This is a genomic window from Phenylobacterium sp. (assembly GCF_044358365.1).
GTDB lineage: Bacteria > Pseudomonadota > Alphaproteobacteria > Caulobacterales > Caulobacteraceae > Phenylobacterium.
On sequence record NZ_JBIKNZ010000009.1, the window covers coordinates 25566 to 38387 of the forward strand.

The following is a 12822-nucleotide window of genomic DNA, read 5'->3' on the forward strand; positions in this document are numbered from 1 at the left end:
GCGCTACGCCCGGGGTGTCCTCAACTCTTGTCGTCCGTCGGGGTCGTGTAGGCCGGGATGGGGAGCGGTACGCCCTTCAGGTCGATCTCGCCCACCGAGATCACAGGGATCTCGCGCTTGGCCAGTCGCAAGGTGTCGCCACTGAACAGGATGCGTGTGGAGAAGGTCTTGTTGGCGGCTTCGAGGCGGGCGGCGATCACCACAACCTCGCCATAGGCCGTGTAGTTGAAGCGCCGTTCGCCGCCGAAGTTTCCGACCAGGCCGATGCCTGAGGAGATGCCCATCCGCGTGTGGCCGAAATTTATGCCACGGGCGATCATCTTCTGCCGAATGGCCTGGGCATAGGTGTCGATCTCCCGGGCGCAGGCGATGGCGCGATCCGCATGGTCTTCCGACGGTACAGGCGCGCCGAAGATGGCGATGATGCCGTCGCCGGTCATCTTGTCGATCATCGCCTCATGCTTCCAGAGCAGGTCGATGATGCCATCGAAGTATTCGTTGATCACACCTTCGAAGGTTTCCAGATCGAGGCTTGCCACCAGGTTGGAGAAGTTCTCCAGATCGGAGATCATAACGGTGATTTCACGCTCCTCAGCACCGATCTTGACCTCCTCGCGACCGTCCACCATGCGATCTATGACCTGTGGTGCCAGATAGCGTTCCAGGGTTGAGGAATAGAACGCCCGCTGATTTTGCAAATCTGCCGCCGCCAGCCGGCTCAGGATGAAGAACCCGAACGCAAAGCTGATGGAGGGAGCCGTCATTGGCGCCATGATCGCGGCGCGATGGTAGAGTTCGAAGGCTGCGAAACCGCCGACTCCGAAGGCGACCAGCACGATGACAACGGACATCCACCACTTCTGGGTCGAGCGGCCCAGCAAGGATCCACCCAGCGCAGCCGCCAGCACGATGATGGCTGACCACAACACCCCGGGGCGCTTGACCTGGTCGCCCGCCAGCATCTGGGACAGGGCGTGGACATGGACTTCGACCCCCGGGGTGCCTTGCTGGTGGCCCGACAGGAAGCGCATGGGCGTGGCGTGCATATCCTCCTTCGGCGTGTCGGAATCGGCGGTGGCCGAGCGGGTCACGTTGCCGATGAAGACAATCTTGTCCTTCAGCAGGGCAGGGGGCAGAAACTCGACGAAGGCAGCCGAGTAGGACGGGCTGATGGCCCCGGCGTTCTCGGCGGAAACATTGGGGTCCGGCCGGCGATAACGAATGTCGAAGGGCTTGGTCGGCGGCTTCATGCCGGCGGCGACAATTCCGACTTCCGTGGCCAACGCGCGATACTGGCTGGGATTTGGGTCGTACCGCCGGATCACGTCGTCATAATCGACGTGCATCAAGGCGCGGGCGTCAGAGTACCGGAGTTTTGGCGCGACCGGATAATCGACGCCGGCCTTCATGTTGGGATCGGCGACGACGATGATCGGCGCTTTCACATTGGCCACGCGGCTTTCAAAATCCTTGAATTCTTCGTCCGAGGACCAGGTGTCCAGGAGATAGTCGACTGCGATCGCCTTGACGCCCTTGGAGTCAAGCGTGGCGATCAGGTTGCCCAGCCAGGCCTTGTCGATCGGCGCCAGACAGTGGCAATCCGACGCTTCGCTCATGGCCTTGGTCGCCTCACTGTCGATCTTGACGATCACGAATTCAGGCTGGGCGGCGGGCGCTCCCCCGGTCAGGCGCAAGTCGTAGGACAGATTTTCTACGTAGCGTATCGGCGTCGTCGTGTTCAGCAATAGCGCCGCTCCTGTCGCCAGGATCGCGACCACTGCCACGCTTATGGTATCCGCCAGGCCCTTGCCGCCTGCGGCCCGGAGACGTTGTAGCAGGCCGATCAGGCGACCCATGATCCCCTTCGACGTAACCGCAGTCGCCATGAATCACGCCAGCTTTCGGAAGGGGAAGTTGTAGGTCACGGCCGGGGTGTATTCGCCAGCCAGACAGACGTGTGTCGTCAGGTCGGGCCCATTCGACATCAGCAGGGCGAACGCCGGTGGTTCCTCGACAAGGATCTCGCGGCCATCCGGGACCTCCATGTCCACCTCCGTGAGGTCGAGGGTGAGCTGGATCGAGGTGGCAGGAGCGGCGGCGACCATGTGACCGGCAAAGAGACCACAGAAAGCGCGGTGGATGTGGCCACACATCAACACCTTCACCTGATTGCGGCCGGTCAATACCTCGGCCAGACGCAGAAGCCAGGGTGACTGAGGATTAGGGTCCATCCAGCGAATGCCGCTTGGGATCGGAGGATGGTGCAGGATCACCGCTGTGGGGCGCTCTGGCGCCTCATCAAGCGTCGCGCTCAGCCAGGCCGCGCGGGCTTCGTCATAGTCACCGTGGTTTTCGCCTTCGAGGGTGTCGCAGACGACCATCCGCATGCACCCGAAGTCCACGGCATACTGCACATATCCGTTGGGATCGGTCTGGGCGCCCGGGCCGCTGAAGACCTCAAGGAACGGCGCTCGCAGATCATGATTTCCCAGGGCGTAGTAGATCTGGATTTCGCTGTCGGCCATTAGCCGCTTCAGCTCAAGGTACTCTTCGACCTCACCGCGATCGACCAGATCGCCGCTGGCGATGATGGCGACAGGACGCGGACGCAGCCCATGGATGGTCTTCATGACCTGGCGCAACCGCTCTTCGTTCCGTCTCTGGTTGAGCGGATCCTTGTCGGTCGTGATGTGCAGATCGGTGATCTGAGCTATCGTTAACAACTAGCCGCCTCCCCGAGCAGCGCGCACTGTCCCCGCTAGATACGCGGGCTCAACGGCGACGGATGACGAGATTGCGAATTTCCGTCATGTCTTCCATGGCGAACCTGACCCCCTCTCGGCCAAGGCCCGAGTCCTTAACGCCGCCATAAGGCATGTTATCTACTCGATAGCTGGGCACGTCACCGATGACAACGCCGCCCACATCCAGGCGATCCCAGGCGTCCAGCATCTTGTAGAGGTCACGGGTGAAGACGCCGGTCTGCAGACCGAACTTCGAGTCGTTCACCTCGTTCAGAGCATCCTGGAAGTTGGTAAATCTGGACAGGATGGCGACCGGTCCAAAGGCCTCCTCCGCATAGAGCGCAGCACTTCTACCCACCCCTTCCAGAAGGGTGGCCTCGAGCATCGAGCCCTCGCGTTTGCCGCCCACCAGCAACCTGGCCCCGTCAGCCACTGCGGCCTGGATCCAACTGTCCAGACGGCTGGCCTCCTTTACGTCGATCATCGGTCCCACGAAGGTCTCTTCGTTATGGGGGTCGCCAGCGATCAGGGTCCTGGTCTTGGCCACAAGGCGGTCGCGAAGTTCGTCATAGATATCGGCGTGGATGATGATCCGCTGCACGCCGATGCAGGACTGACCGGACTGGTAGAAGGCGCCGAAAATGATCCGCTCGACGGCGTCGTCGAGATCCGTATCGGCGTCGACGATCACTGCGGCGTTGCCGCCCAGTTCCAGCACAACCTTCTTCTTGCCGGCCTTGGCCTTGAGGTCCCAGCCGACGCCCGGCGAGCCGGTGAAGGACAGGAGTTTCAGCCGTTCATCGGTGGTGAACAGATCGGCCCCATCGCGGGCGGCCGGCAGGATCGAAAAGGCGCCCTTGGGCAGGTCGGTTTCTGCGAGAACCTCGCCAATGATGATGGCGCCCAATGGCGTGCGTGACGCAGGTTTCATCACGAACGGGCAGCCCACTGCCAGGGCCGGCGCGATCTTGTGGGCGGCCAGGTTCAGCGGGAAATTGAAGGGAGAGATGAAGGAGCAGGGGCCGATCGGCACTCGCTTCCACATGCCCTGATACCCACGTGCGCGGGGCGAGATGTCCAGGGGCTGGACCTCGCCTGTCATCCGCACCGATTCCTCAGCCGCAATACGGAACGTATCGATCAGTCGCCCAACCTCGCCCCGGCTGTCGCGGATCGGCTTGCCAGCTTCAATGCACAGGGCATAGGCCAGTTCATCGAAACGTTCGGTGAAGCGATTCACGCAATGCTGGAGCACCGCCTGGCGCTCGTAGGAGGCCATCCTGGCCATTGGCTCGGCAGCTTCGACGGTGGCCGCTATGCCCGCATCGATGATCCTGGCGTCAGCCAGGGCCACGCGCGTGGCTACCTTACCGGTATATTTGTCCGTAACCTCCAGATCGAGGTTCGGGGTCAGGGCCTCGTTGGCCAGATAGAGCGGGTAGGCGTCCTTGAGCGCGGCCATGATAGGGTCCCTTGTCGCAAGCCTAGACCGCCGCACTCAGTTCTTTGATCTGCTTGTTGAGGATCAAATCGTTGTCAGAATAATCCACAGGGCAGTCAATCAGGTTAACGCCGGGCGTATTGAGGCACTTCTGGATCAGCTCCGGCAGTTCGGCCGCACTCGACACCCGGTAGCCATTGGCGCCGTAGGACTCCGCGTATTTCACGAAGTCCGGGTTGCCATAGGTCAGCCCCCAGTCCCTGAAACCCATGTTGGCCTGCTTCCAGCGGATCATGCCGTAGCTGTTGTCGTTCAGGATTAGGACGGTGATGTTGAGTTTCAGGCGAACGGCCGTCTCCATCTCCTGACTGTTCATCATGAACCCGCCGTCACCGCAGATCGCCATGACCTTGCGGTCTGGGTAAACCATCGAGGAGGCCATGGCCGATGGAAGGCCGGCGCCCATCGTGGCCAGGGCATTGTCCAGCAAAACGGTGTTGGCCATCCGCGCCGGATAGTTTCGCGCGAACCAGATTTTGTAGACGCCGTTGTCCAGACAGATGATGCCGTTGTCCGGCATTGCATCGCGAATCTTCTGCACCAGATACTGCGGGTAGATGGGGAAGCGCATGTCGCCCACCGACTTGGCGGAATGCTCCACCTCGGCGGCGCGCGCCTTGAACATGGCAGAGAAGTCCCAGCCCGCCTGAGGCAGAATGTCTTCCTTTATCTGCCAGATCGCGTTGCCGATATCGCCGATCACTTCGTACTGCGGGAAATAGACCGGATCGACCTCGGCCGATCGGAAATTGATGTGGATCACCTCCGTGCCGCCCGGCTGCATGAAGAACGGCGGCTTCTCGATCACATCGTGGCCGACATTGATGATCAGGTCAGCGGAGCCGATTGCCCGGTGGACGAAATCGCCAGCCGACAGTGCCGCGCAGCCCAGGAACTTGCCGCTGGTCTCGTCGACCACGCCTTTGCCCAGTTGGGTGGAAACGAACGGGATCCCGGTCTTCTCGATGAATTGGGTGAGCATCCGGCTGGTCATTGCGCGATTGGCGCCGGCGCCGATCACCAGAATGGGGGACTTCGCCTGTTCAATACGCTTGGCGGCGGCACGGATAGATTTTTCGTCGGCGACCGGGCGGCGAGCATTGCTCTTCACCATCGGCTTTTCGTCGGTTTGCTCGTCGGCGATGTCCTCGGGAAACTCGATATGCACCGCCCCTGGTTTTTCCTCCTGCGCCAGGCGGAAGGCCTCACGCACCTTCGAGGGGATGTTGTCGGCGGAGGCCAACTGGTGCGTGTACTTCGTGATCGGCTTCATCATGTCGACCACGTCGAGGATCTGGAACCGACCCTGTTTGGATTTCTTGATCGGCTTCTGGCCGGTCAACATCATCATTGGCATTCCGCCCAGCTGTGCGTAGGCGGCGGCTGTGACGAAGTTGGTGGCGCCCGGACCCAGGGTGGCCACGCAGACCCCGGCCTTGCCGGTGTGGCGACCATAGGTGGCGGCCATGAATCCGGCGCCTTGTTCGTGCCGCGTCAGGATGAGTTGAATTTTCGTAGATCTTGAAAGGCTGTCGAGAAAATCCAGGTTCTCTTCGCCAGGAACACCAAAGACGTGCAGCACGCCTTCCTCTTCCAAACATTGCACGAAAAGATCAGACGCCTTGGTCATGTGTATGCCCCCATCCGAACTTGTGATTTTTCACAAATTCCTGCGACTTGTGAAGTGTCTTAAAGCAGGCTTGGACATTCAGATATGGTTTGCGTTTAAGTCGCCATGGATTCCGTATTTAGCTCAGATCGGAACCAACAGGCGGCGTACGTGTGACGCCGGAAATCATGGGGGCCTTAATGGCGGTAAGTGATCACGTCGATCTGGCGACATTCATCGAAGGGGTGAAGCGTCGTAATCCCGGGCAGCCGGAGTTCGCCCAAGCGGTTCAGGAAGTCGCAGAAGACATTTACGATTACATCCAGGACAAGGAACAATACCACAAGTACCAGATCCTGCGCCGGATCGCTGAGCCGGATCGAGTAATCAGCTTCCGGGTGTGCTGGGAGGACGACAATGGAAATGTTCGTGTCCAACGCGGCTGGCGGGTCCAGAACAACAATTCCATCGGTCCCTACAAGGGCGGTATCCGCTTCCACCCGTCTGTGACTGAAAGTGTGCTGAAGTTCCTGGCCTTCGAGCAAACCTTCAAGAACGCCCTCACGGGCTTGCCCATGGGCGGCGGCAAGGGCGGCGCGAACTTCAATCCCAAGGGAAAGTCCGACAATGAAGTGATGCGCTTCTGCCAGTCGTTCATGAACGAGCTCTATCGCTACATCGGCGCCGACATTGATGTGCCAGCCGGCGACATCGGGGTCGGTGGTCGCGAGATCGGCTACATGTTTGGCCAGTACAAGCGCCTGACCAACGAGTTCACCGGCGTGCTGACGGGCAAGGGCCTGGAGTATGGCGGCAGCCTGATCCGGACGGAAGCCACCGGATACGGCGCAGTCTATTTCCTGCGCAACATGCTGGCGACCCAGAAGAATGGGATCGAAGGCAAGAAGGTCGTGATATCGGGATCGGGTAATGTGGCGACCCACGCTGCCGAAAAGATCAATCAACTGGGCGGCAAGGTTCTGACGCTGTCAGACTCCGAAGGGTATATCTTTGACCCGGCGGGCATCTCGGAAGAGAAGGTCAACTGGGTCAAGGATCTCAAGAACAAGCGGCGCGGCCGCATCTCCGAATATGCCAAGGAGTTCAAGGGCTCCGAGTTCGTATCGAGCAAGACCCCGTGGGGCGTGCCCTGTGATCTGGCTCTACCCTGCGCCACCCAGAACGAACTGACGGGTGACGATGCGCGCCTGCTCGTCCAGAATGGCTGTATTGCGGTTTCCGAGGGCGCCAACATGCCGACGACGCTGGAAGGGGTCCACGTGTTTAAGGACGCGCAGATCCTGTTCGCGCCCGGGAAGGCGGCCAATGCAGGCGGCGTGTCGGTCTCCGGCCTCGAGATGAGCCAGAACTCGGCGCGGATCTCCTGGAAGGAAGACGAGTTGCAGCGCCTTCTGGAAGATATCATGGCCGGCATCCACGCCTCATGCGTGGAGTACGGCGGTCGTCCGGGATCGAAGGTCACCGACTATGTCCGCGGCGCCAACATCGCGGGCTTCAAGAAGGTGGCTGACGCCATGCTGGCCTTCGGCGTTGTGTAGTCGCCGTAGCCGCGCCGTCGAATGAACATGCTCCGTCCCGGGTAACCGGGACGGCGTTTTTCTGTAAGCTGCCGGGACTTCCTGCAGGGCATCCGAGTTCAGTCGCCCGCACCTCTTCGGGCAATCGTCTGCGTCCACTTCAGCGTCTCAAGCGGCGGATGTCCGGCTGGCGGCGTCGATTTTCCAGGTGCATGGAAGCTGTGGCAGGTGGTGCAATCAGCGTCGTCGGCAGCCTTTGTCTGGGTCTCCGTCTTGCCGTGGCAGCTGGCGCACTTGGCGACATCGGGGATCAGCACATCAGCGCTACGCTCCGAAATGGTAGCCTTGTGACAGTCGACGCATTCATATCCGCCGGCCCTGGATGGCCCCGGACCGCCATGCTCCGGCACGCTGTGGTCAAAGGCTCCACGCGGCATATAGCGCTGGGTCAGCTTCACAGGCGCCATCTGCACCGTATCGCCGGCCCAGGTGATCGTGTGGCAATCGAAACACGCCCCGCCCTTGGAGAAAGTCGCACGCCATGCGCCGGCGCCGGTCGCGATGAACACAACCGGACGGATCGTGCCCGGGCGCTGTCGGTCCGTCCCTCCTGTGGCTGCTGGTGGTCGCCCGGCCAAGGTGTCCACGACCTTCTGCAACTCACCGTGCGGGAGGGACTTCAGCTGGCCGTTCGTGTCACGAGCGAAGGCGAGGGAATGGCAGCTTGCACAATCCTTCTCCATCTCGATCGGACGGAAACCTTTTCCGGAGGCGTCCGGAGCGTGACAGGAGGCGCACTGGAGCGCAGCGCCGTAACCATTCGCCTTGCCCAGCACGATGGCCTGACGCGCAACCCCGCCCAGAGGGTCTAGGTGCATCTTGTGCGGGAAAATCAGACCGTTCCGCTCCATGGGCAGGCCCTTGAGCTCAAGGCGCTGGAACGTCGGCTTGGGGCCGGCAGCCGAGGTCATGATCAAGGGTCTGAAGGTCGGATGGCGTCCCCAGTCAGGAGTATCGATCAGTTCGGTCTTGCCCAACCGCATCTTCAGCTGGCTGTGACAGCTCTCGCAGTCCTGCACGACGACCAGCGTTGGCTTGTCGGCAAGGGGCGCCTTGACGTTGGCGGCGGGCGTTACTTCCGGCTTGGTGTGTTCGATGTGGCAGCTCGCGCAGCGATCTGTCGGATGATTGACCGCACGCTGGATGAGGGCGCCGACCTTTGGGCCAATGGCATCGGGCAGGGGTGCGGCTCGCCGCAGTTTCTCGTGGGGTGAGTGCTCTGCGATCAGCAGCGGTTCAAAAGGACTGCCGCCCGAGCGTGAACGATCCAGGGTGGCCGCCTGCGTCACTGCATCTGGCCCGGCCTTGTGACAACTGAGGCACGCTTCGTCCTGAACCGCCACGAACGCCTTGACGTGGCACGATTTGCAGTCGGTCTCTAGAAAGGCATGGGCTTTGGATAGGGGGCCGGACGACCATTGCTGGTCTGGGTGAATCTTGACGTGGGACAACCAGCCAGACGCCGCCAGCGGCACAATCAGGCACAGCAGAACGATGCTGACTCCCAACACCCAGGCCATTTTCCGGCGACCAAACACCGTCGCCTTCAATGAGAAGATGCTTGGGCCCGGATGGTCTTCATGTTCCTCGCGCGTGACCGTGATCACCGCCGCGCCATCGTCGCCCGCTGCAAACGCCAGCCGGTACTCGCCAAATGCCGCCACGGGATCGCCGGACAGGTTGAACTCGACCCGCTTCGTCGGGCGCCCGTTCAGCGCAAAGCCCGCGTCAGCCACGCTTTCCAGGACAACGCGGCCGGAACCGGCAAACCGGAGTTTGGCGTGATGCAGGTCGACGGCCAGATCCGGCAGATGGATATCGCTCTCGGGCGCCCTACCGATCGAAATTTCCGGACCCGCCACGCGGCGCTCACGGATGATCGGTTCGCCGCCCGTAGCGCGCTGAGTGATCAGCTTGAGGTGAAATTCCTGGGCCATATCACCAATAAGCAAAGACGCTGACGATGTGCGCGATCAGCGCCGCCAGCAGGGCGAAAGTCGCCGGGATGTGAACGAACAGCCAGACTTCCAGAAGGGCCGTGATCCGCATCTGACGCCGCGCCAGAGCAAGCGCGTCCGCCTTTTGCTGCATCAGTTCCTCGATCTTGACCAGAACCTCGCCCGAAGCGCCGGTACGCGACAGGGTCCGGATCCGATCTAGGGACTGCTTGTTGGCGCAATCGCCATAGTTGCCGCTAAGGCGTTGCCAGAATGCACCGCCGATCTGTGTGTCCTCCACGGAATGGCGCACGATGGCTGCCCCGGCGCGGTCAAGGGGTTGGGCGGCTTCCTGAAGTTGCCCGTCCAGGCTCTCGATGGTGTCCAGCATTTGCCGTCGAGTGATTTCTCCCCGGTTGGCGCTCAGCCGCTCCGGCATCACCGTATAGGCCCAGATGCCGAAACCTCCCGATGCGATCACCAGCATCATGAGGGCATAGGCGAGCGTGTGAACGTTCCAACCGAACTGGAATCCGGTGTGCAACGTGGCCAGCACTGTAAGGGAGAGGCCCAGATAGACATGCGCAGAAACCCAGGCCTTGAGGGAATAGTAGCCATCGCTCACCGCGCGCTTGCGGACACCGAGGCAGGCTAGCCAGACGATCAGGCCCGCACTTACCGTTCCCAGAATGTATCCCAGCCAGCTTCCACCGCTGGGAGGTTCCATAAGGCCTTGGGCGGCCAAGACGTAGACACCGATCGCAGCTACGCAGAGTCCGGTAGCGACAAGCGCCCAGCGGAAGCCCTTGTGCCTAAGGAACCCTTCATGCGTCCGTTGGCGAACGCGTCCTGACTGTACCCCGGTTTGAGTCACGGCTTAGCCCGCGCTCCTTTCAATCCGCGCCACCGAGAGGAAAGCGTCGGGTGAGACCCGGATCGCCGCCCCCGTCGGGCAGGCGCGCACGCAAACAGGACCGCCAGATTTTCCAGAGCACATGTCGCACTTGATCGCGAGTTTCGGAGACTCGCTGCTTTGCTTGGCGGCAGCTTTTTTCCGCCAGGCGTAGTCAGGCTGGCCAGGCCCGGGACCCATGCCAAACAGCATCCACTTCAGCAGGCTGGGCTTTGGCGGCGGCGGCTTGTCCATCTGGATCACGCCATAGGGACAGGCGCGCTGACAGTTGCCACAGCCGATGCAGGCGTCGGAGATGAATACCTCGCCGTCCGGCCCGCGCCGGATCGCGTTGGGCGGACAATCGCTCATGCAGTGGGGGTGTTCGCAATGCCGGCACGACGTGGGGACATGGATATTTGCGAAGGTGGTTCCAGCTTCACGGTTCAGGCGGGATAGTCCGTCGTGGCTGTCAGCGCAGGCTTTCTCGCAGTTGTCGCAACCGACGCAGAGGCTCTCATCAATCAACAGCACGTCGGTGGCCTCGCCGATTCCCTGCTTGATGAGGAAATTGGCCACGGAGGAGTACATGTCGACGGCGCCGGCGAACTTGTCCTGCTGGCTCTCGACGAAGGCGTTGATCTCGCGCCGGGCCTTCATCTCGTCGCGCATGCGCTTGTCGAGTTCGGGCTTGCGCTTGAGGAGTTCGCGGAACGGCTCCGCCGGCAGTTTCACAACGGTCGACCGGATAGCGGCTTTGACGGTGGTCGAACGGGGCGACCGTTCGATCATCGCCATTTCGCCGGAATAGGATCCCGCGGGCACATAGGACATGAACATCGGCTTTCCACCGAGTGTCTTCTCCACGATCATCGAACCGGAGCGGATGATGAAGAGATCGTCCGACAGGTCGCCTTCGGTGATGATGGCCTCGCCAGGCTTCACATCCTTCACCTCGGCGCCAGCGAGTACGTCCTTGATATCGGCCGGCGTCAGGCCGGATTTGAAGATCTGCAACACCTGACGCTCGGTGGTGACGCGATTCACCGTCTCTCGCGCTTCGGGCACCTGTGACATCAGCTTGAGGGCCGCCATGCGCGGTACCTCAACGCAGATGCAGGCGTCCGCCGCCCTGATGGTCGCCCCGCGCCGCCGACCGGAAATCAGGCCGACCTCGCCGAAGATCGAGCTCTCGCCAATCGGTACCGTGACGTTGGGGTTGGAGGGATCCACCTCGACCTTCACCGAGCCGGAGGCGATGCCGAAAAGGGACGATCCCTGCTCATTCCGGATGAAGATTGGATCGCCCGCGCTGTAGGCCCGAACCTCGCTGTCCAGCAGGAACTCGCGCATCTGCAAGGGCGAAAGGCCGTTGAGTATCTCCACGTGGCTTCGCAGGAACTCCAGCCATTCGGCGACGCTTTTGTTTCCCGGCAGGCCTTTGAGCTTGTCTTTCAGCAGGGGCTCGTCGGCGGCTTCAAGGCTGGTGTTGCCGTTGATGTATTCTACGACATCATAGCCCTGGTTCATGCAGTGCTTGATCAGCGGATAGCCAGCCAGCGCGCCGATCACATAGACGCCGGGCTTGGTCGTGCTCTCGAACGTTGGAGTCAGGGTAGGGAAGGCCGTCCGGTCCGGGCTGGCAAACGCGACGCCGGCGGCCTCGACAAAAGCCCTCGGGGGAGCTGCGCCCATTCGCGCGATGATGCGGTCGCACTTGTAGCGGGTGGAGCCCTGCGGGGTCTCCACCGTAATCCAGCCGGGCTCAACCAGGGCGGTGTTGGATTCAGTCACTACGCCGATACGGCCTGCGTCGCGCGCGGTCAGCAAGCCGTCCACGTTGGGCTTCTTGGCCGTCGGGAAGTCCGCGCCGCGGTTCAGCAGGGTGACCGTGTTGTTCTGGCCGGCGTCAGCGATCAGGCCCATGGCGTTTTCGATACCGGCGTCACCGCCGCCGATTACGAAAATGTGCTCGTCGGTGTACTCGCCAGGATCGTCCAGCTGATACAGCACATGGGGCAGATTGCCGCCTTCGCAGCGCATCAGGTTCGGATTGCCCTGGGTGCCGACGGCCAGAATGATGTTCTCGGCCTGAACCGGATCACCCTTCTTCAGTTCAATCACAAAGGCGCCCTTGTCCCCGGTGATGGCCTTGACGTCGGCGTTGAACTTCACATTGACGCCTGCGGCGGCAACGTCCTGGTTCCATTGATCCAGGATTTTCTCGCGTTTGCCCGCATCGAAGTCGCAGTCTGAGCGGAGCACCAGCACTGACGGCGTCGCCATCACGTGCTTGCCTTTCTGATAGCGGTAGATCGTGTCGGAGAGGTGGTCGGTCTTTTCGATCAGGATATGCGAAAGGCCCAGGCTCGCGGCATGAGCAGCCGCGCTCAATCCCGCAGGACCGGACCCGATGATCGCGACCGTGTAGACTTCCGCCATAGCCCAACGCCCCCGCGCCGCGGCACCGGGCCGCGCCACCTCTTACTTTACGCCCCCGGCTACCTTTGGCAGTTCATCCATTTCAGATCATCATCGAAC

Annotated in this window: 8 protein-coding genes; 1 reads left to right on the forward strand and 7 read right to left on the reverse strand. The window is 61.5% G+C overall.

Translation table 11 applies throughout. The annotated features are described in order from the left end of the window. Positions 1-20: 20 nt before the first annotated feature. The 4 genes from ACIQ3B_RS04355 to ACIQ3B_RS04370 are packed head-to-tail and all read right to left on the reverse strand — an operon-like array spanning position 21 to position 5875. Positions 21-1886, reverse strand: a complete 1866-nt coding sequence (locus tag ACIQ3B_RS04355) for a CHASE2 domain-containing protein (protein ID WP_397400103.1) — start codon at positions 1884-1886, stop codon at positions 21-23. Between the two features lie 3 nt (positions 1887-1889). Beyond that, positions 1890-2723 carry a phosphodiesterase gene (locus ACIQ3B_RS04360; RefSeq protein WP_397400104.1) on the reverse strand — a complete coding sequence of 278 codons (834 nt, stop codon included), beginning with the start codon at positions 2721-2723 and terminating at the stop codon, positions 1890-1892. Positions 2724-2772: 49 nt separating this feature from the next. Continuing rightward, entirely contained in the window at positions 2773-4206 is a 1434-nt protein-coding gene (locus ACIQ3B_RS04365) for an aldehyde dehydrogenase family protein (RefSeq protein WP_397400105.1), read from the reverse strand. A gap of 22 nt (positions 4207-4228) precedes the next feature. Further along, positions 4229-5875, reverse strand: a complete 1647-nt coding sequence (locus ACIQ3B_RS04370) for an acetolactate synthase large subunit (protein WP_397400106.1) — start codon at positions 5873-5875, stop codon at positions 4229-4231. A 179-nt stretch (positions 5876-6054) separates the two neighbouring features. Here ACIQ3B_RS04370 and gdhA point away from each other — a divergent pair, with 179 nt between their 5' ends. Further along, the gene (gdhA, locus tag ACIQ3B_RS04375) at positions 6055-7413 is read left to right on the forward strand and encodes an NADP-specific glutamate dehydrogenase (RefSeq protein WP_397400107.1); all 1359 of its coding nucleotides are present in this window, start codon (positions 6055-6057) and stop codon (positions 7411-7413) included. Positions 7414-7511: 98 nt separating this feature from the next. Here gdhA and ACIQ3B_RS04380 read toward each other — a convergent pair whose 3' ends face one another. The 3 genes from ACIQ3B_RS04380 to ACIQ3B_RS04390 all read right to left on the reverse strand — a co-directional run bounded on the left by ACIQ3B_RS04380 (position 7512) and on the right by ACIQ3B_RS04390 (position 12723). After that, a complete protein-coding gene (locus ACIQ3B_RS04380) occupies positions 7512-9389 on the reverse strand; it encodes a cytochrome c3 family protein (RefSeq protein WP_397400108.1) in 1878 nt (625 codons plus the stop codon). Position 9390: 1 nt separating this feature from the next. After that, complete coding sequence (locus tag ACIQ3B_RS04385; RefSeq protein WP_397400109.1) at positions 9391-10116, reverse strand: hypothetical protein; 726 nt, start codon at positions 10114-10116, stop codon at positions 9391-9393. Between the two features lie 150 nt (positions 10117-10266). Beyond that, positions 10267-12723 carry an NAD(P)-binding domain-containing protein gene (locus ACIQ3B_RS04390; RefSeq protein ID WP_397400110.1) on the reverse strand — a complete coding sequence of 819 codons (2457 nt, stop codon included), beginning with the start codon at positions 12721-12723 and terminating at the stop codon, positions 10267-10269. Positions 12724-12822: the final 99 nt, after the last annotated feature.